This window comes from Pseudomonas sp. EB271-G4-1 (assembly GCF_058791355.1).
In genome coordinates, this window is sequence record NZ_JBYTEO010000066.1 from 16,102 (window position 1) to 36,495 (window position 20,394).

Here is a 20,394-nt window from a genome sequence, read left to right on the forward strand (position 1 = left end):
CCATGAGTCAACGCCCTGCGCAGATTTTGTAGGAGCTGGCTTGCCAGCGATGAGGCCAGACAGGTAAATGCAATATTCGAGGTCGCCTTCGCCGGCAAGCCGGGCTCCTACAGGCCAGTGGTGATCACGACGCCTCGCCCGGTGCAAACAAACACCGAAGGAGCCAGGCTTGCCGGCGAAGAGGGCCGAAAGGTCAGCGCAACATTCTACGCAGCCTTCGCCGGTAATCCGGGCCGTTACAGATCAGGCTAGGAGGTTCTCGCCCCCGGATTCTGCCAGAACGCGGGATCGGCACTCTTGAGCCGCTCGACCGCATTGTTGATGTGGTTGAGCGCGGCATGGCGCGCGCCTTCGGGGTCTCGTGCGGCGATGGCCTCGTACACGGCGGAGTGTTCGACATGCACCGTCCTGGCCAGGTCGTGGCGACGCTCTTCATTGGAGCGGGTGATGCGGATCGCTTCCTTGATGTACTGCGCGATGAACTCGTGCAGTGACGGGTACAGCGGATTGCCCGTTGCCCTGGAAATGGAGTGATGGAACGCCAGGTCTTCCTCGACGCCATCGCGCCCCGCCTGCTCGGCGGCATCGATGGCCTTGAGCGCCTGGTGGATGGCCTCCAGTTGCGCCGGCGAATGCCGCTGTGCCGCCAGTGCCGCCGCCTCTCCTTCGATACCGCGACGCAGTTCGGTGACCCGCAATACCGCCTCGATCGACCCGCTGACGTCCAGGTCGATGGTGAACGCCTTGATGTGCGCACCTTCGCTGACGACGGTGCCGCTGCCTTGGCGGACCTCGACCAGGCCGGCTGACTTCAGGCGCGAGATCGCCTCGCGGATGACCGTCCTGCTCACCCCGAAACGCTCCGAGAGCACGGGCTCAGTGGGCAGGCGAGCACCCGGCAGTACTTCGCCGTTGGCGATATAGGCCTTCAGGGCCGCCGTCACCTGATCGGACAGCGTGCCCTTGGCGGAGTCCTTCAGAACGGCCAGTGCCTCGGCGGAACAGGGGGATTTGTCAGGAGTGGGCATAGGCATCTCTGGGCTCAAATCGGTGAACGGTACTGCATTTTAGACCCGTCGTCCTCTTTGGATTCTACGCCTTGAATTCGTATGACGTATTATGATAAAAAACCGCTGCTCATGTAAATCCGACAAAAACAACGTCACCCACTACAAAAATAAGGATGGGGGAAACACATGACTGAATCAGTGATTCAAACCGGTGCCATCGCGCCCGCCGATCGCTTCGAGGACCTTGCGTATCGCAAAGCCGCGTGGCGTATCCTGCCGCTGTTACTGCTGTGCTACCTCGTCGCCTATCTGGATCGGGTGAACGTGGGTTTCGCCAAACTGCAGATGTCCGACGATCTGCAGTTTTCCGAAGCCGTGTACGGTCTCGGCGCAGGGATCTTCTTCATTGCCTACTTCCTCGTGGAAATTCCCAGCAACCTGATCCTGCATCGCGTCGGTGCGCGGTTGTGGATCGCACGCATCATGATCACCTGGGGCATCATCTCCTCGGCCATGGCCCTGGTCAGTACGCCGATGTCCTTCTACATCATGCGCTTCCTGCTGGGCATCGCCGAGGCCGGGTTCTACCCGGGTGTCATCCTCTACCTGTCCTACTGGTTCCCGACCCATCGCCGCGGCAAGATGTACGCCCTGTTCGCCACGGCAGTGCCGCTCTCGGGACTGATCGGTGCGCCCCTGTCCGGCTGGATCATGAGCGCCTTCAACGGTGACCACGGGTTTGCTGGCTGGCAATGGCTGTTCTTTCTCGAAGGGTTGCCTTCGATCGCCGTCGGTATCCTGGTGATCTTCTGCCTCAGCGACCGCATCTCCAGTGCCGGCTGGCTCACCCGGGAAGAGAAAACCCTGCTGCAAACCCGCATCGACGCCGAAACTGCAGGCCATCAAACCCACAGCCTCAAAGAGGTGTTCCTGCAGCCGCGCATCTGGCTGCTGACGGCGATCTATTTCTGCATGATCGCCGGCTTCTATACCGTGGGCTTCTGGTTGCCGACGCTGATCCGCCAGGCCGGTGTCAGCGATGTCTTGCAGGTCGGCATGCTCACTGCCATTCCTTATGCCGCCGCCGCAATGACCATGATCCTGGTGTCGCGTAGCGCCGACCGGTTGCGCGAGCGTCGCTGGCACCTGGCGCTGACCGCGGTGCTGGGCGGTATCGGCCTGTTCATCTCCGCCACCTGGAGCGACAACTTCACGATTTCGATGATCGGCCTGACCCTGGGTTCCATGGGGGCCATGAGCACCCTGCCGCTGTTCTGGAGCCTGCCTACCGCCTTCCTCGGTGGCACCGCCGCGGCCGCTGGCATTGCCCTGATCAACTCCTGGGGCAACCTCGCGGGTTTCGTCTCGCCGTACCTGATGGGCTTCCTCAAGGACACGACCCACAGCACCACGATCGGCATGTATGTGATGGCAAGCGCGTTGTTCCTCGGCGCCCTGCTGGTCTTCCGAATTCCCGGAAAACTCGTCAACCGTTGACGTTTGGAGTAACTCATGAAAATTCTCGTGACCGGTGCAGCCGGCTTCCTTGGCCGCCGTCTGATCGAAGCCCTGCTGCTGCGCGGCTCGCTGACCGACCGTGCAGGCCAGCCCCAGCCCATCGGGCAAATCGTCGCCTTCGACAGGGTCGCGCTCGAGGGCATCGATGATCCGCGGGTAACGGTGGTGTGTGGCGATATCGCCAACCCTGAAGTGCTGGACAGCCTGATCGACGCCAGCACCGACAGCATCTTCCATTTGGCTGCGGTGGTTTCCAGCCAGGCGGAGGCCGACTTCGAACTGGGCATGCGCATCAACTTCACCGCGACCCAGAACATGCTCGAACGCATTCGCTTGCTCGGTACCTGCCCAAAATGGGTGATGACCAGCTCCGTCGCGGTATTCGGCGGGCAACTGCCGGAACGCGTGCGCGATGATCAGGTGTGGGCACCGCAGAGTTCCTATGGCACGCAAAAAGCCATGAACGACCTGCTACTCGCCGACTACAGCCGACGCGGTTTTGTCGATGGCCGCAGCCTGCGCATGCCGACCATCGTGGTGCGCCCGGGCAAACCCAACCTGGCCGCTTCCAGCTTCGCCAGCGGGATCATCCGCGAACCGCTCAACGGCCAGCCCAGCGTGTGTCCGGTGCCCCTCGATACGCGGCTCTGGCTGATGTCGCCAGCGCAGGCGATCGCCAACCTGATCCATGGTCATGAGCTGGCCGGCGAGCAGATGACCGAGGGTCGGGTGATCAACATGCCGGGCCTGTCGATTACCGTCGAACAGATGATCGATGCCCTGCGCGAGGTCGCTGGTACGGAAGTGGCCGCGCGGATCAGCCTGGAGCGCAATCCGGCGATCGAGCGCATCGTCGGTTCGTGGCCGGGGTCCTTTTGTGCCACCTATTCCCGGGACCTGGGCTTCACCGCAGATGAAGATTTCCGCGCTGTGATCAAGCAGTACATGACTGATTATCTGCCCGGATGAGGAACCCGACATGTTGAATGCCCCTGCCCGCCCTCTGCTGGGCTGCATCGCTGACGATTTCACCGGTGCCACGGACCTTGCCAACATGCTGGTGCGCGGCGGCATGCGCACCGTGCAAAGCATCGGCATACCCGGCACCGAGGTTGCCGAACACCTCGACGCCGATGCGATCGTCATCGCCCTGAAGTCTCGCACCGTGCCGGCCGCCGACGCCGTTGAGGCGTCGCTCGAAGCGCTGCGCTGGCTGCGCGAACGTGGCTGCGAACAGATTTTCTTCAAGTACTGCTCGACGTTCGACTCGACCGCTGACGGCAACATCGGCCCGGTGAGCGAAGCCTTGCTGGAAGCGCTGGACAGTGATTTCACCCTGGCCTGCCCCGCCTTCCCGGAGAACGGGCGCACGGTCTTTCGTGGGCATTTGTTCGTGCAGGACCAGTTGCTCAGCGAGTCGGGCATGCAGCATCACCCGCTGACACCGATGACAGACGCGAACCTTGTTCGGGTGCTGCAAGCGCAGAGTCAGGGCAAAGTCGGCCTGCTGCGCCATGACACGGTGTCCAAAGGCGTGGAGAGCATTCGCACGCGCATCACGCAGCTTCGCGCCGAGGGTGTGCGCATGGCGATCGCAGATGCGGTGACCGATGCCGACCTGCATCTGCTGGGCGAAGCTTGCGCCGGTCTTGCGCTACTGACGGGTGGTTCAGGGCTGGCGCTGGGCTTGCCGGATAACTTCCGACGGGCTGGCAAACTTCGCGAGCTGGACGCCACCCTGGTACCAAAAGTCGACGGCGGCGAAGTGGTGCTCGCGGGCAGCGCTTCGCAAGCCACCAATGGGCAAGTGGCGAGCTGGCTGCAGGCCGGTCGCCCAGCCTTTCGGATCGACCCTTTGGCCTTGGCGGCGGGAGCGCCGGTCATCGAACAGGCACTGGCCTTCGTCGCTGACACGGCGGAAACGGTACTGATCTACGCCACCAGCTCCCCGGATGAGGTCAAGGCCGTACAACGTGAACTGGGTACCGAGCGCGCGGGGAATATGGTCGAGCAGGCCATGGGCCGGATAGCCAGCGGGCTACACCAGGCCGGGATACGGCGCTTTGTGGTCGCCGGGGGAGAAACCTCCGGGGCCGTGGTGCAAGCCCTGGATATCCAGCTGTTGCAGATCGGTGCGCAAATTGATCCGGGGGTGCCCGCTTGCGTCAGCACGCCCGGCGAACCACTGGCCCTGGCACTCAAGTCTGGCAACTTCGGTGGCCCTGACTTCTTCGCCAAGGCTCTGAAACACCTGGCGGGAGTTCAAGCATGAGCAACGAAAACGCCCTGCGCGAAGAAATCTGTGACGTCGGCAGCCAGTTGTACAGCCGTGGCTACACGGTAGGCAGTGCCGGCAACATCAGCGCCCGGCTCGACGATGGCTGGTTGATCACACCCACGGACGCCTGCCTGGGCCGTCTGGACCCGGCCGCCATTTCCAAGGTCAACCTGGCCGGGGAATGGGTCAGCGGCGACAAACCGTCGAAGACCCTGGGCTTGCACCGTGAGGTCTATGATCGCAACCCGGGTGTCGGCGGCGTGGTCCATACCCATTCCACGCATTTGGTGGCGTTGACGCTGGCCGGGGTCTGGCAGCAGGATGACATCCTGCCGCCGCTGACGCCCTATCAGGTGATGAAGGTCGGGCATATCCCGTTGATCGGCTATGAACGTCCCGGCTCGCCGAAGGTAGCCGAGCGGGTGGCGCAACTGGCCAACAGCGTGCGCGGGGTGATGCTCGAACGCCTGGGTCCGGTGGTGTGGGAAAGCTCGGTGTCGAAGGCCAGTTATGCCCTGGAAGAGCTGGAAGAAACCGCACGCCTGTGGCTGATGAGCAACCCCAAGCCGGCCCCGCTCGACCAGGCCGCGCTGGATGAGCTGCGCGAAGTTTTTGGCGTGCAGTGGTAACCCCCCGGGCCTTGCGCTAAATGCATTTGTAGGAGCGAGCCTGCTCGCGATGGACGACAACGATAACGCTGGAAGCCTGACACCCTGCAGCGCTCTCAGGCTTTTCGCGAGCAGGCTCGCTCCTACAAGCAATGCTGTTTACTTAAGCTTGACGTTATATGTATGGATTGGATTGGATTGGATTGGGAGCTTATCCGTTTGTTCGGTGATGGCGGCTGGCGGTTTCGCTCTTACAGCGACTCACTTTTCCAAACGCCGGAGTGCCGGCCCAGCAAAAAGTAAGCAAAAGGCTTTGCCCCACCACTCGGTGCCTCGCCAGGGCTCGGCATGTCCTCACTCCGGCATTGCTCCGTGGGTCGCCGCGATGGGCCATCCATGGCCCAGCGCGGCTAAACCGGCATCCATGCCGGTTTACCCACTGCGCAATACCTGCGTTCGGCCATCGTGGTTAACGGGGCGCCAAATCCAAAGCCAAAGCGAGGCGGCCTGACAGCCGACCTGATCTTTTCCGGATGTCCCCTCAAATCCCCTGTAGGAGCCAGGCTTGCCGGCGAAGAACGATAACGCGGTACAACAGACACACCGCAGCGCCTGGTTCGCCGGCAAGCCTGGCTCCTACAGGGAATTGCGTAGGGCTCCCGATCAGGTCGGCTGTCAGGCCGCCTCGCTTTGGCTGTTGATTTGGCTTTTGATTTTCTTGCCACATCGAGAGGCCGAGTGGAGGTTCTGCGCAGTGGGTAAACCGGCATGGATGCCGGTTTAGCCGCGCAGGGCCATGGATGGCCCATCGCGGCGACCCACGGAGCAGGACCGGAGCGAGGGCATGCCGAGCCCTAGCGAGGCACCGAACGTCAGGGGCAAGAGCCCTTGGTTACTTGGGGCTTTTCCAAGTGACTCGCCGTAAGGGCGAAACCATAGGTGGCCGTTACCGCAGGAATGGATATGTACGCAGTCAACAAAATCCGCATTGGCCGTCAGGACGCCTTCGCCGGCAAGTCGGATCGCCGCACCGCTGACTCCTACAGGTTTTCCAGGTGACTCGCCGCATGGGCGAAACCCTAGGTGGCCGTTACCGCAGCAATGGATATACACCCAATCCAAATATGCGCCTGCAGCACCCAACTTAAAGTGAACAGCATTACGCATCTACAAGGACTTTTTCGCTTAACTGAACCTACGCTGGTATTTTAATTTCAGGAGTCACCATGCCTCGTTTCGCTGCCAACCTCAGCATGCTCTACCCGGAACACGATTTTCTCGACCGCTTCGCCGCGGCCGCTGCCGATGGATTCCAGGCGGTGGAATACCTGTTCCCCTACGACTACAGCGCGCAACAACTTAAACAGCGGCTGGACGACAACGGCCTGGTCCAGGCCCTGTTCAACGCCCCGCCCGGCAATTGGGCGGCAGGCGAAAGAGGCGTCGTCTCCTTGCCTGGCCGTGAAGCGGAGTTTCGCGAAGGTTTCGACCAGGCCCTGGAATATGCCGCGATCCTGGGCAATGACCGCATCCACGTCATGGCCGGGCTGCTGGCGAGCGAAGCAGCCCGTGCCCGACACCACGCGACTTACCTGGAAAACCTCAGCCACGCGGCGACGCAAGCGGCCAAGGTCGGCGTCACTGTGTTGCTGGAGCCGATCAACACCCGCGACATGCCGGGGTTTTTCCTCAACCAGCAGGATCAGGCCCAGGCCGTCTGCAAAGCTGTCGGCATGGCCAATCTCAAGGTCCAGTTCGACATCTACCATTGTCAGATCGTAGAGGGGGACGTGGCGACGAAGCTGCGCCGGGATTTCGCCGGCATCGGCCATATCCAGATCGCGGGAGTGCCGGATCGTCACGAACCGGACCTGCACAACGAGTTGAATTATCCCTACCTGTTCGAGCTCATCGACCAACTGGGCTACAACGGTTGGGTGGGTTGCGAGTACCGGCCGCGCGGCAACACCAGCGAGGGGTTGCAATGGATGCGCGATTGGCAGGCGCGCTGATCTGGCTTCACTTTTCAATGCGCTGAAATCTGCGAAAAACCGCCCCAGCCTTTACAATCACGCCTTTCACCGCAGATCAGAAAGGTTCTACAGGTTATGGCGCTCGACCCTCCCACGATGTTGACGATTTCGACCGCCCTCGCAGCCGCCGCCGCGCTGTACCTGGCGATCGAATGGCGGAGCATTCGCGAACCCTCGCTGCTGTTCTGGAGCGCGGGTTTCGCCACCATCACCCTGGGGTCGACCCTCGCCTTGCTGCGCGGGGCCGGCCTTTTGCTGGTTGGCATCTGGTTCGCCAATGGCCTGCTGGTGGTGGCCCACTGGTGTTTTCTGCTGGGCGTCGCGCGCTTCACGCAGACGCGGCTGTCGCGTGCCTGGTACCTGATCTTCGTCGCCTGGGTGGCCTTGCTGTTGTTGCCGGACGAGCCGTCGTGGTCGAAGGCCATGCTGCTGGCCAATTCGCTGCTGGTCGCCCTGGTGACACTCAGGGCCAGTTTCCTTTTGCGTCCCCATGGCAAGTCGTTGAGCGTGGGGGCGGTGCAACTGCGCTATGTGCTGTTGGCCCATGGGTTGTTCTATCTTGCCAAGTCAATTACCGCCATCGTTCCCGGCACGCTGATCGACCTTGCCGCGTTTCGTGGCGAGATCATTCAGATTTCCCTGGTCGAAGGCGCGATGGCGATCATGCTGATCGCCCTGTCCATGACCGGTACCGAACGCTACAGGCGTGAGAAACGCATCGCCCGGCTGGCCGCCCGTGATCCGTTGACCGCCCTGTACAACCGCCGCGCCCTAGAAGTGCGAGCAGCGCGCCTGCTCGATAACGTCTCCACGGCAAGACCCGGTGCCTTGCTGTTGATCGATATCGACAATTTCAAACAGGTCAACGACCTCTATGGCCATATGGCTGGCGACCGCCTGCTCGTCACACTGAGCGAGATGATCCGTTCGGTCCTGCCTGAAGGCGCACTGGCGGCGCGGCTGGGCGGTGATGAATTCGTGATCCTGCTGGGCAACGCATCGCATGAGCAAATCGTCGGGCTGGGCAGCGCGCTGCGTGAGCAGTTCCACCACGCTGCCGCGCAAGCGTTCGCCACACCGCAAGCGGTAACCCTGAGCATCGGCGCCAACCTGTTCGACCATCCACCAGCCAGCCTCGCGGCATTGATCGAGCAAGGCGATGCGGCGCTCTACCAGTCCAAGCGTGGCGGACGCGACAGCGTACGGTTGGTCGATCTGACCTTTGCCAGCAACGAACCGCTTTGATTTCTGAGGATTGCATTGCGCGGTTCGCGTATGAAACTCCGGGGCACGCGTGCCAATCCAACTTATCCTCCAGCCATTGGACCAAGCGCCGCGGGGCATCAGGTTTCCTGCGTCATCGTTGACGACCATCGCGAGCAAGCTTGCTCCTACAGGGGCCCGGGCAAGATCGCTGTAAATGCGTTTGCCGCGATTCCAGTAGGAGCGAGCACGCTCGCGAAAAACCCGAGCACGATATCTGCGCATGTCCTTACCGCTTCGGCGGCCATGGTGGGCGTATGCATTACGGTCATCGGTATTTTCCAGGTGGTTACCACGCTGAGAAGTGAAGACTCCCTGGGTGATGATTTTCTTGCGATGAACGCCATCCTGTATCTGATTACGACACTTCTATCCTACTGGGCGCTGCGTACCAGCAACGTGAACCGCAATCATTTCCTGGAAAAACTGGTCGACGTTCTTTTTCTTATCGCCTTGACCTGTACAACGTCCATTGCAGGGTTCATCACCTGGGCGATCACTGTGCATTAGTGTCTGGAACAAGCGCGCGGACGAATCGGCATTCGACTTCCGGTTCTTCGTTACTGCGGGGTTGTTCAAGCACGAATCCGCACCGGGACAGTACTTTTTTTGAGCCCACATTTTCCTTGAATACATAAGCCACCAGTTGCGTCAGTTGCCAACGCGCCTGCGCTTGCTCGATCAGATGCCTGAGCGCCTGTGTCGCCAGGCCCTGCCCGCACGCGTCGCGACCGATCCGATAGCCCACCTCCGCACAACCAGTCGATGGGTTTATGTCTTTCAAGTTTGCCCGCCCTACAATTGTTCCGCTGCCGTCCTCAATAACAAACGGATGCCAGGTGCCGATGGCAAAACCGGACAAGTAGCCTTCGATATGTTCGGCGACACCTTGCGATGAGTAAAAAGAAGGGTCGCGCGCATCAATATGCGATTCGAACCATGCACGGTTGTGGATTTCGAAGGCCAGCAAGGCGTCCGCATCCGTACTTTTCAGCTCGCGAATTCTGAATGCGTTCATGCATCAACTCTCCAGTGCTTGAAGCCCGAGCGTGACCGTCTGTCCGGCGTTCCAGCAACCCAGGTCACTGACAATCGAGGCATCGTCTATTCCTGCCTCCTCGCTCAACTCACGAAGCGCGGCTTCGGCGGGTGTTTCACCTGACTCGATGGTGCCTTTGACCAGTTGCACGCCTGCCAGGGGATGGCGAAACAGAAGGATGCGTGGCCCGGCAGTACTCGAGAGGATGACGGGGCAAGCCTTGTTCGGTGACATGGCGACGTCCTTATCGACAATGAAGCCAGCATCATACGGCGTTTGACATGCATTTGTAGGAGCCGGCTTACCCCGTCGAGAGGCTTCGTTCCGGTTCTGCGCAGTGCGGCGGGCCCTGTAGGAGCGAGCATGCTCCGGGCGGCGTTCCAACGAAAAACCTGAGAGCACCGCGGGGTGTCAGGCTCCCCGCGTCATCGTTGACCTCCATCGCGAGCATGCTCGCTCCTACAGGCTTGTCGCCGTGACGGCGAAACCATAGGTGGCCGTTACCGCAGGAATGGATATGTACACCTGAAAGACAATCATCGGCTATCAGGGCAGGACCCACTTTGTGCCAGAAGTGGACGGCAGCTTCAGTGCAGGCTAAAAAGTAACGTTACCGGCGCTGCGTTGGGAGCATTACCCCGACTTTGCAGAGCGCTCGGCACATCCCCTGATAACCCGGCAAAAAAGGAGTTTTGAACGTGACTGAAGAGACAAAAACGAAAGGACCCGCCTCGTACTTCCCTTCAATCGAAAAAAAGTACGGGCACCCGGTCACCCACTGGTTTGATCTGCTCAAGACCGTCAGCAGCAAGAAGCACATGGAAATGGTCGCCTGGCTCAAGACCGAGCACGGCTTGGGGCATGGCCACGCCAACGCGCTGGTCGCCTATTTCCTGGCCAACGCGAAGAATCAGTGACGGGCCTGGATCGGCTGTCCCCTCACGCCAACTTGATCCTGCCCCCCTGAATCTCATCCCGCGCAATCCGCAAGTCGGTGGCGTCCTGATTGAGCCGATGAATCAGGTTGAGCAAGCGTTGGCGCAACACTTCGTCCTTGAGCTGTTCAGCTGCACGCATCACATCCAACGCCGCGCCTTCATTGTTGGTGGCGACGGCGTCGAGCAGTTTGCGCAGGCTTCTTGATGGCCGATTCATGGGTCGTTCCCTGAGTTTTGGTTGAGGCGGATCATAGGCGCGTTATGTTTCGTCCATGTTGCAGCCACAAAAGGTTTGAATGGCATTTTCTGCAGGGATGCGATTGCATGGGCTAATCTGCCTTCACGCTCGACAGACGTCACCGTCCCTCATCAGCCCGAGGCATCGGCCCTATGATCATTTCGTCCGCATCCGACTATCGCGAGGCAGCGCGTCGCAAGCTGCCGCGTTTTTTGTTCGACTACATCGATGGCGGAGCCTATGCCGAGCATACGCTGAGGGCCAACAGCGCCGACCTGACGCAGGTCAGCCTGCGCCAACGTATCCTCAAGAACGTCGAAGCATTGAGCCTGCAAACCACCCTGTTCGATCAACGACTATCGATGCCCATCGTGTTGGCCCCGGTAGGCCTGACGGGCATGTTCGCCCGCCGGGGCGAGGTGCAGGCGGTCAAGGCTGCCGAGAAAAAAGGCATCCCGCTGTGCCTGTCCACTGTCTCGGTATGTTCGATCGAAGAAGTCTGCGCCAACACTCAACAGCCGATCTGGTTTCAGTTGTATGTCCTCAAGGACCGGGGCTTCATGAGAAATGCGCTGGAACGCGCCAAGGCTGCCGGCGTGCAGAACCTGGTGTTTACGGTCGATATGCCAACGCCCGGTGCCCGCTATCGCGATGCCCATTCGGGCATGTCCGGTCCCTACGCATCGTCCCGGCGCATGCTGCAGGCCATGACCCGGCCCGACTGGGCCTTCAACGTCGGCCTGCTGGGCCGCCCGCATGACCTGGGCAACGTATCGAAGTATCTCGGCAAGGCCGTGACCCTCGAAGACTACATCGGCTGGCTGGCCAATAATTTCGACCCCTCGATCAGTTGGAGCGACCTGGAGTGGATTCGCGATTTCTGGAAGGGCCCGATGATCATCAAGGGTATTCTCGACCCTGAGGACGCCAGGGATGCGGTGAGTTTTGGCGCGGACGGCATTGTCGTCTCCAACCACGGCGGCCGCCAGCTGGACGGTGTGCTCTCCACGGCCCAAGCCTTGCCGCCTATCATGCAAGCGGTCGGCGATGACCTCAAGGTGCTGGTCGACTCGGGGATCCGCTCGGGACTGGACGTGGTGCGCATGTTGGCCCTGGGAGCAAAGGGGGTACTCCTGGGACGCTCCATGGCCTATGCCTTGGCGGCCGACGGTCAACGCGGGGTGGAAAACATGCTGGATATTTTCGCCAAGGAAATGCGCGTGGCGATGACCTTGACAGGCGTCACCGCCATCGACCGGATCGACGAATCGATTCTGGTGCGTCATCCTCTCAAGTAACCAGCCGACGACGTTCAATCCTGCCAGGAACCGTTCCATGCGCATCGCCTTGCTTTCCGATATCCACTTGTCCGTAGACGCCATGCCATTCCCGGCTGTGGAGGCCGATATCGTGGTCCTGGCCGGTGACATTTCCCGACCGGCCGCGGCCATCGACTGGGCCAGGTCAAGCCCGGCGCCGGTGTTGTACGTGGCGGGCAATCACGAATTTTATGGCAGTGACCTGATCTCTACCTACGAGCAGTTGCACAGGTTGTCGCAAGGCACTCCGATCCACGTCCTGGAACGCACCGCATACGTTCATCACGGCGTACGCTTCCTGGGCTGTACCCTGTGGTCAGACTACCGTCTCTTCGATCGAGCGGAAGATCGGGCGCAGGGTATCGACATGGCCACCCGGCTGATCCGCGACTTCAGCCGAATCAAGGTTGCGCCTGACTTCCCAGACCTGTTCACGCCGGCCCTTTCCCAGATGCTGTTCATGCAGACGGTCGCCTGGCTGGAAGAATGTTTTGCCTCCGACCCCGGCATCCCCACGGTAGTGATCTCGCATTTCGCGCCGACCCGGTTGAGCATCAGCCCGGCTTTCGCCGATTCGCCGATCAACGCAAGTTTCGTCTCAGACCTGCAGGAGCGGATCGAGGCGTGGCAGCCCGCGCTTTGGCTGCATGGCCATACCCATGGCAGCTTCGATTACCGGATCGGCGACACCCGGGTCATCTGCAATGCCCGTGGCTATGCCAAAGAGGGCGTCAATGAAAATGCTCGATTCAATGCCGCCCATGTGATCGAGCTGAACCTGTGAAACCCGTTGCCATGCTCGGCTGGCGGCCCCTGCCCGCCTCATACCAAAGCATTACCCTGCTACACCCTTGTCCAGTGGTCGCGAGCAATGTTTACCCCTACATTGCCAATACCTGAAGGGCACAGTGCCATAAACCCTTTGGGCCCTGCTCATGGACTCGGCGCAAAAAGCGTATCGCACCGCGCAATGCTGGATTTAGAATCGATCGTGGCCACCCCACTCGCCCCCTTCGGCAGTTTCGCCAACGGACATAGACCCATGGACATCGCACCCCGTTTCATCATTCATGAAACCGCCCACTGGATCCTCAACCACCATATGTCTTCGGCGCTCCCCGGCTATCTGGTGCTGGGCACCCGGCACAACGCCAATTCGCTGTCCGACCTGCCCGAGCAGGCCCTGGTGGAGATGGGCGTGCTGCTCGCCAGCATCCAGAAAACCCTGCAAGCGGAGTTGAAGCCCAAGTGGCTCTATATCAGCCGCTTCGGCCATGACCCACGCTTCCCCATCCATTTTCATTACATACCGGTCTACCAGTGGGTCGAGGACCAGTTCTGGGAGGATGAGCGCTACCGGCTGCTGGAAAACTTCGGCACCAGCGCCGCCGCGCGTACACTGACCGATGGCGCTGAAATGACCCTGTTCATCTGGCGTGAATTTGGCGAGAACTCGCAACTACCGGCCATTGAAGGGCCTTCGATCGACCAGGTCATCGACCATTTGCGCACCTGTTTCAATCCGGCGAACCAGCGCCTGCGTCTTCAAGTCGATCGCTGACTTCGGCGATCACGGTGCTAACATGACGGGCGTACCCGGATGCCTCCTCAGCGCATCCCCCATCAACAGTCGGCAGTCACCGCATGATCGAAGTCACCGAAGTTTCCATTGCCCAACTGCGCGCTGCGCTCGAATCCGGCCAGACCACTGCCGTTGAGCTGGTCCAGGCTTATCTGGCCAGGATCGATGCCTACGACACGCCCCAGACGCCCACCGCGCTCAACGCGGTGGTGGTGCGCAACCCCGACGCCTTGAAAGAGGCACAGGCCAGCGATGCCCGTCGAGCCAAGGGCCAAACGCTGGGCCCGCTCGATGGCATCCCCTATACGGCCAAGGACAGTTATCTGGTCAAGGGGCTCACCGCCGCCTCCGGCAGTCCGGCTTTCAAAGACCTGATCGCCTATCGCGATGCATTCACCGTTGAGCGCTTGCGTGCTGGCGGTGCCATCTGCCTGGGCAAGACCAATATGCCGCCAATGGCCAACGGCGGCATGCAGCGTGGCGTGTACGGCCGCGCAGAAAGCCCGTACAACGCCGACTACCTCACCGCCCCCTTCGCCTCGGGCTCTTCGAACGGCGCAGGGACGGCCACCGCCGCGAGTTTTGCCGCCTTCGGCCTGGCTGAAGAAACCTGGTCGAGCGGTCGCGGCCCTGCGTCCAACAATGGCTTGTGTGCCTACACGCCGTCACGCGGCGTGATCTCGGTGCGCGGCAACTGGCCGTTGACGCCGACCATGGACGTCGTCGTGCCGTTTGCCAGGACCATGGCCGACCTGCTCGAGGTGCTTGACGTGGTGGTGGCCGAGGACCCCGACACCCGCGGCGACCTGTGGCGCATGCAACCCTGGGTGCCGATTCCGCCCGTCGCCTCGGTCCGCCCCGCGTCTTACCAGGACCTGGCCGCCAATGCCGCGGCACTGGCCGGCAAGCGTCTGGGCGTACCACGCATGTACATCAACGCCGACCCTGAAGCCGGCACCAGTGAAGCCCCTGGCATCGGCGGCCCGACCGGGCAGCGCATCCACACCCGGCCTTCGGTGATCGGGCTCTGGGAACAGGCACGCCAGGCCTTGCAGGCCGCCGGCGCCGAAGTCGTCGAGGTCGATTTTCCCCTCGTCTCCAACTGTGAAGGCGATCGCCCCGGTGCACCAACCGTGTTCAATCGCGGGATCGTGTCCAAGGAATTCCTGCATCACGAGCTGTGGGACCTGACGGCCTGGGCGTTCGACGATTTCCTGCAGGCCAACGGCGATCCGAAATTGAACCGTCTGGTGGATGTCGACGGGCCACTGATTTTCCCGCACGACCCGGGCACCTTGCCCAACCGCGAAGGCGACCTGGCCGCCGGCATGGACGAGTACGTGCGCATGGCCGAGCGCGGCATTACCCCGTGGGACCAAATCCCGACGGTGCCTGATGGCCTGCGCGGCCTGGAACAGACCCGCCAGATCGATCTTGAGCAGTGGATGGATGGGCTGGGGCTCGATGCAGTGATTTTCCCGACGGTCGCCGACGTCGGCCCGGCCAATGCCGACGTTGATCCGGCAGCGGCGGACATCGCCTGGAGCAACGGTGTCTGGGTGGCCAACGGCAACCTCGCGATACGTCACCTGGGTGTGCCGACGGTCACCGTGCCGATGGGGGTCATGCCGGATATCGGCATGCCCGTGGGGCTGACCTTTGCCGGTCGCGCCTATGACGACTCGAGCCTGCTGCGCCTGGCGTCGGCGTTCGAGGCCTGTGGTTCGAAGCGCTTGATTCCACCGCGCACGCCACCGCTGGGCAAGTGATAATGCGGTTGGGACTGGAGCGGAACAGGCGCCAGTCCCGCCACCGCCACCGACTGGTGCACTTGGGTGCACATGGCGCTTTATAAAAGTGCAGGCAACCGGTGCGCACCGTTCATTTGAACCGCTGTTCAACGATTCCCTCCTGCACTCCCCTCGCCGGCGATCCGCACAAGACCGCGCTTTTCATCCGGCAAAGCCGTGCGCGCGCAGCCCCGCCCGCCTGCGTATCGACAACGATCGCGACCTCAAGGGCATTTCTGGCGCGTGACTTGCTAGGAACACCTCAACCCTGCAGTCAACGCTGATTGCATGCATACGACAAAGGCGCCGTGTGTCCCCCGTTTTTTCTGACGGTGGGCCGCATGGCGCCTTTTTTGTTTCCGGCATCGGCAACGGCCGGCAAAAGATTCGAGGGACGAGGATGACAAGCAAAACCGTACGCAGTGTATGTCCCTATTGTGGTGTGGGCTGCGGCATCGTCATGCAGGTCGAAAACAACCGCGTGGTCAAGGTCAGCGGCGACAAGGAGCACCCGAGCAACGCCGGCAGGCTCTGCACCAAGGGCACCACCTGCGGCCAGGCCATCGCCGAGTCGGGCCGGATGGAACACGCCTACCTGCGCCAGGAACGCCGCCGCGATCCGGTGCGCATTGCCATGGATAAAGCCATCAGCGAGACGGCCAACCGACTGCGCGACACCCTCGCTCGCCACGGCCCCGATGCATTGTCGTTCTACGTGTCCGGGCAAATGTCGCTGGAAGCCCAATACCTGATCAACAAACTGGCCAAGGGTTTTGTCGGAACCGCAAACATAGAGTCCAATTCCCGCCTGTGCATGGCCAGCGCCGGCAGCGGCTACAAGCTCTCCCTCGGTTCTGATGGCCCTCCGGGCTCGTATCAGGACTTCGACCAGGCGGACCTGTTTTTCGTCATCGGCGCCAACATGGCCGACTGTCACCCGATTTTGTTCCTGCGCATGATGGACCGGGTCAAGGCCGGAGCGAAGTTGATCGTGGTCGATCCACGGCGCAGCGCCACCGCGGACAAAGCCGACCTGTTCCTGCCGATCAAGCCGGGCACCGACCTGGCATTGCTCAATGGCTTGCTGCATCTGCTGGTGAAAAACGGTCACACCGACCCGGCGTTCATCGCGGCGTTCACCGAAGGCTGGGAGGCCATGCCGGAATTTCTCGAGGACTATCCGCCCGACAAGGTCGCACACCTCACCGGTCTGCCCGAGGCGGACATTCGCCAGGCCGCGCAATGGATCGGCGAAGCCGCACAGTGGATGAGCTGCTGGACCATGGGGCTGAACCAAAGCACCCACGGCACCTGGAACACCAACGCCCTGTGCAACCTGCACCTGGCCACCGGCGCAATTTGCCGGCCGGGCAGCGGGCCGTTCTCCCTGACCGGGCAACCGAACGCCATGGGTGGCCGTGAGATGGGCTATATGGGGCCAGGCCTACCCGGCCAGCGTTCCATGCTGGTGGAGGCGGACCGCGCGTTCATCGAAGATTTGTGGAGCATCCCCCGCGACCGCTTGCCGCGCAACGCCGGTGGCGGCACCGTGTCGATGTTCGAAGACATGAGCGCAGGACGAATCAAGGCCTGCTGGATCATCTGCACCAACCCGGTGGCGTCGGGCCCCAACCGCCAGAAAGTGATCGACGGCCTGCAGGCGGCAGAGCTGGTCATCACCCAGGACGCCTACCTCGACACCGAGACCAACCGTTACGCCGACATCCTGCTGCCCGGCGCGCTCTGGGCCGAGGCCGAGGGCGTTATGATCAACTCCGAGCGCAACCTGACGCTGATGCAAAAAGCCGTGGAGCCCCCGGGCGAGACGCTGCCCGACTGGCAGATCATCGCGCGGGTGGCCTGCGAAATGGGCTTCGCCGCGGCGTTCACCTACAGCACTGCCGACGCGGTGTTCGAAGAGATCAAGCGCGCCTGGAACCCCAAGACCGGCTATGACATTCGCGGCGCCAGCTACCCGCGCCTGCGCAACAAACCCTTGCAATGGCCCTGCGCCAGCGCTAGCGCGGCGGAACGCAATCCGATTCGCTACCTCAACAATGGCGAGAGTCAGGCACTCAGGGTCGAAGCCGACGGCAGCCAGCCGACGATCGTCTTCCCCACCGAGCGCGGCAAAGGCATCTTTCTCGCCCGTCCGCACATGGCGCCAGCGGAAATGCCCGATGAAACCTTTCCCTTCGTACTCAACACCGGACGCTTGCAGCATCAGTGGCACACCCTGACCAAGACCGGCAAGGTGGCGACCCTGAACAAGCTCAATCCGGGCCCCTTCGTCGAGATCCATCCCGAGGATGCCAGCGCCCTGGGCATCAAGGACAAGGACCCGGTCGAGGTACGTTCGGTGCGAGGTCGGGCCGTGCTGCCGGCGGTGGTGAGCGACCGCGTGCGCCAGGGCAACTGTTTTGCGCCTTTTCACTGGAACGATGTGTTTGGCGAGAACCTGGCGATCAATGCCGTGACCAACGATGCCGTCGACCCGATCTCGCAGCAGCCCGAATTCAAATTCTGTGCGGTCGCCCTGCAACGTGTCGAACTGATCGACCATCAGTTCCTGCAAACGCCAGCGCCTGCCACCGTCGACTCATCCCCCTTACCAGAGGAACTCGCCATGTCGAGCATCGAGACCTTTGCCGATCTCGCGGGCATCCGTTGCCTGCCCTCCCCGCCATTGAACGACAGTGAACGCACCTACCTCGCCGGTTTTCTCAGTGGCCTGCAATCGCCAGCAGGGCGCCAGGCGGCTGGGGTGCCGGTGCTGCCGCCCAGCGCGCCGTTGGCCACCGAGACTCGTCTGTGGCTGGACGGGCTCCTGGGCGGATTGTTCAGTCGGGTTGATGCGGGTGTAGCTGATCAGGCTGCAACCCTGGCGGACGTCACCGCCGAAAATGCCCCCACGGTGACCTTGCTCTGGGCGTCGCAAACCGGCAATGCCGAAACCCTGGCCGAGCGCCTGGCCGCGCGCCTGCGCGATGCCGGCTTCGCCGTGGAGCTGAGCGCGATGGCCGACTTCCCCGCCGGCAAGTTGGCCAGCACGCAGAATCTGGCCTTGATCAGCAGCACCTTCGGCGATGGCGATCCGCCGGACAATGGCGAAGGTTTCTGGCACACCCTCAGCACCGCCCAGACGCGTCTGGAGTCATTGCGCTTTGCCGTGCTGGCCCTGGGTGACCCGGCCTACGACCGATTCTGCCAGCACGGCAAACAGCTCGATCAGCGCCTGCAGGAACTGGGCGCCACCCGCCTGCTGGAACGGGTCGATTGCGACACCGAATTCGAGGAGCGCGCCGATACCTGGCTGGCGCAATTGCAGAAGACCCTCAGGCCCGAAGCTGTGGTCGTCGCGCATAGCCACACTGCCGCCAGCGCTGCCCAGACACCCGGCAAGGCCAAGCCCCATGCTTCGCGGCTGCTGGCCAATCTTCACCTGAACCGCCAGAGCCCGCACAAGGAAACCCGCATGTTTTCCCTGGACCTGGCGGATTCTGGACTGGGTTATGAGGCGGGTGACGCGCTGGGCGTCCATCCGCGCAATTGTCCGGAACTGGTCGACGAGTTGCTCGACTTGACCCGGTTAAATGGCGAGACGCCGGTGAGCGTCGATCAATGCGCCGAGGTGTCGTTACGTCAGGCACTGACCGAACACTTCGAAATCGCTCGGCCCAACAGCGACACCCTGGCTTTCATCGCCGAACGCAGCGCCAATCCCGGTTTGAAACAGTTGCTGGGCACTGAGCATAAGGCTCAGTTGAAAGAATGGTTGTGGGGCCGGCAACTGGCGGACGTGCTGCAGGAATATCCACTGGACTGCTCGGCGAGCGAGCTCCTGGGCACCTTCAAGCGCTTGCAGCCGCGCCTGTATTCCATCGCTTCGAGCGCCAAGGCGCATCCACGGGAAGTCCATCTCACCGTGGCGGCGGTGCGCTACGGCAAGCGCAAGGGCGTGTCCTCGACCTTCCTCGCCGACCGCGCGCAGGACGCCGAGGTACCGGTTTTCGTCCAGCCAGCCAGACACTTTCGCGTGCCGAACGAAGGTGATGTGCCGATGATCATGATCGGCCCCGGCACCGGGGTCGCGCCCTTCCGCGCCTTCCTGCAGGAGCGCCGGGCGCGGGGCGACCAGGGCAAGAACTGGCTGTTCTTCGGTGAACAGCACGCCGCCAGCGACTTCTACTACCGCGACGAACTGCAAGGCATGCAGCACGATGGCCTGCTGACGCACCTGAGCCTGGCGTTTTCCCGTGACCAGGCCGAGAAAATCTACGTGCAGGACCGCATCCGCGAACAAGGCGCCGAACTCTGGCGCTGGCTGCAGGACGGCGCCCGGTTGTACATCTGTGGAGACGCCAGCTGCATGGCCAAGGACGTCGACCAGGCCTTGCGCCAGGTCGCCCAGCAACACGGTGGACTGGACTCGCAAGGCGCCGCTGATTACTGGCGGCAGATGAGTGAGCAGAAGCGTTATTTGCGGGATGTTTATTGAGTGGTTGGTGGGTGTCGGTGACAGTGCCGACCTTCATCGGCGCCTCTACCAACATTGATCGATGCCACGTCGAAGTTGTTTGGGGAGTACATATCCATTGCTGCGGTTACGGCCACTTATGGTTTCGCTTTTACAGCGACTCCCTTTTTCAAACGCCAAAAAGGAAGCAAAAGGCTTTGCCCCACCACTTGGTGCCTCGCTAGGGCTCGGCATGCCCTCTCTCCGGCATTGCTCCGTGGGTCGCCGCGATGGGCCGTCCCTGGCCCAGCGCGGCTAAACC

Annotated in this window: 16 protein-coding genes and 1 pseudogene; 13 read left to right on the forward strand and 4 right to left on the reverse strand. The window is 61.8% G+C overall.

Going from position 1 to position 20,394, the window contains the following annotated elements; translation table 11 throughout:
• Nucleotides 1–248: 248 nt before the first annotated feature.
• Entirely contained in the window at nt 249–1,034 is a 786-nt protein-coding gene (locus AC3WWR_RS25365) for a FadR/GntR family transcriptional regulator (protein WP_033043139.1), read from the reverse strand.
• A gap of 162 nt (nt 1,035–1,196) precedes the next feature.
• Here AC3WWR_RS25365 and AC3WWR_RS25370 point away from each other — a divergent pair, with 162 nt between their 5' ends.
• From AC3WWR_RS25370 to AC3WWR_RS25400, 7 genes are all read left to right on the forward strand, one after another.
• Nucleotides 1,197–2,507 (forward strand): MFS transporter, encoded by a 1,311-nt coding sequence (locus AC3WWR_RS25370; RefSeq protein ID WP_020796424.1) that lies wholly within the window; start codon nt 1,197–1,199, stop codon nt 2,505–2,507.
• Between the two features lie 15 nt (nt 2,508–2,522).
• On the forward strand, nt 2,523–3,497 hold the full coding sequence (denD, locus tag AC3WWR_RS25375) for a D-erythronate dehydrogenase (protein WP_168757900.1): 975 nt from the start codon (nt 2,523–2,525) through the stop codon (nt 3,495–3,497).
• 10 nt (nt 3,498–3,507) lie between these two features.
• Nucleotides 3,508–4,800: a 3-oxo-tetronate kinase gene (gene otnK / locus AC3WWR_RS25380; protein ID WP_492599174.1), complete on the forward strand. Its 1,293-nt coding sequence runs from the start codon at nt 3,508–3,510 to the stop codon at nt 4,798–4,800.
• Nucleotides 4,797–5,435 carry a 3-oxo-tetronate 4-phosphate decarboxylase gene (gene otnC, locus AC3WWR_RS25385; protein WP_492599175.1) on the forward strand — a complete coding sequence of 213 codons (639 nt, stop codon included), beginning with the start codon at nt 4,797–4,799 and terminating at the stop codon, nt 5,433–5,435. The genes otnK and otnC overlap by 4 nt, the downstream gene beginning before the upstream one ends.
• 1,205 nt (nt 5,436–6,640) lie before the next feature.
• Nucleotides 6,641–7,426: a 2-oxo-tetronate isomerase gene (gene otnI, locus AC3WWR_RS25390; RefSeq protein ID WP_033044559.1), complete on the forward strand. Its 786-nt coding sequence runs from the start codon at nt 6,641–6,643 to the stop codon at nt 7,424–7,426.
• Nucleotides 7,427–7,522: 96 nt separating this feature from the next.
• A complete protein-coding gene (locus tag AC3WWR_RS25395; protein WP_033044558.1) occupies nt 7,523–8,692 on the forward strand; it encodes a GGDEF domain-containing protein in 1,170 nt (389 codons plus the stop codon).
• A gap of 30 nt (nt 8,693–8,722) precedes the next feature.
• Nucleotides 8,723–9,220, forward strand: coding sequence for a hypothetical protein (locus AC3WWR_RS25400; RefSeq protein ID WP_492599176.1), 498 nt, complete (start codon nt 8,723–8,725; stop codon nt 9,218–9,220).
• Here AC3WWR_RS25400 and AC3WWR_RS25405 read toward each other — a convergent pair.
• Both AC3WWR_RS25405 and AC3WWR_RS25410 read right to left on the reverse strand, forming a co-directional pair.
• Nucleotides 9,207–9,728 carry a GNAT family N-acetyltransferase gene (locus tag AC3WWR_RS25405; RefSeq protein ID WP_020801307.1) on the reverse strand — a complete coding sequence of 174 codons (522 nt, stop codon included), beginning with the start codon at nt 9,726–9,728 and terminating at the stop codon, nt 9,207–9,209. The genes AC3WWR_RS25400 and AC3WWR_RS25405 overlap by 14 nt on opposite strands.
• Nucleotides 9,729–9,773: 45 nt before the next feature.
• Nucleotides 9,774–9,983: pseudogene (locus AC3WWR_RS25410) on the reverse strand (NUDIX domain-containing protein); the annotation flags it as partial.
• A 464-nt stretch (nt 9,984–10,447) separates the two neighbouring features.
• Between AC3WWR_RS25410 and AC3WWR_RS25415 the strand changes: the two are divergent.
• Nucleotides 10,448–10,666 (forward strand): DUF4287 domain-containing protein, encoded by a 219-nt coding sequence (locus AC3WWR_RS25415; protein WP_020800050.1) that lies wholly within the window; start codon nt 10,448–10,450, stop codon nt 10,664–10,666.
• A gap of 22 nt (nt 10,667–10,688) precedes the next feature.
• Here the strand turns inward: AC3WWR_RS25415 and AC3WWR_RS25420 are convergent, their stop codons facing one another.
• Nucleotides 10,689–10,904 carry a hypothetical protein gene (locus AC3WWR_RS25420; RefSeq protein ID WP_083348871.1) on the reverse strand — a complete coding sequence of 72 codons (216 nt, stop codon included), beginning with the start codon at nt 10,902–10,904 and terminating at the stop codon, nt 10,689–10,691.
• Between the two features lie 173 nt (nt 10,905–11,077).
• On the opposite strand from AC3WWR_RS25420, the gene lldD reads away from it, so the two are divergent.
• From lldD to AC3WWR_RS25445, 5 genes are all read left to right on the forward strand, one after another.
• Nucleotides 11,078–12,223 carry an FMN-dependent L-lactate dehydrogenase LldD gene (lldD, locus tag AC3WWR_RS25425; RefSeq protein ID WP_020800052.1) on the forward strand — a complete coding sequence of 382 codons (1,146 nt, stop codon included), beginning with the start codon at nt 11,078–11,080 and terminating at the stop codon, nt 12,221–12,223.
• Between the two features lie 37 nt (nt 12,224–12,260).
• A complete protein-coding gene (locus AC3WWR_RS25430) occupies nt 12,261–13,028 on the forward strand; it encodes a metallophosphoesterase (protein WP_020800053.1) in 768 nt (255 codons plus the stop codon).
• 258 nt (nt 13,029–13,286) lie between these two features.
• Nucleotides 13,287–13,805 carry an HIT family protein gene (locus AC3WWR_RS25435; RefSeq protein ID WP_083348869.1) on the forward strand — a complete coding sequence of 173 codons (519 nt, stop codon included), beginning with the start codon at nt 13,287–13,289 and terminating at the stop codon, nt 13,803–13,805.
• 83 nt (nt 13,806–13,888) lie between these two features.
• On the forward strand, nt 13,889–15,595 hold the full coding sequence (locus AC3WWR_RS25440; protein ID WP_083348868.1) for an amidase: 1,707 nt from the start codon (nt 13,889–13,891) through the stop codon (nt 15,593–15,595).
• Between the two features lie 421 nt (nt 15,596–16,016).
• Nucleotides 16,017–20,114, forward strand: a complete 4,098-nt coding sequence (locus tag AC3WWR_RS25445) for a bifunctional nitrate reductase/sulfite reductase flavoprotein subunit alpha (protein ID WP_432669436.1) — start codon at nt 16,017–16,019, stop codon at nt 20,112–20,114.
• Nucleotides 20,115–20,394: the final 280 nt, after the last annotated feature.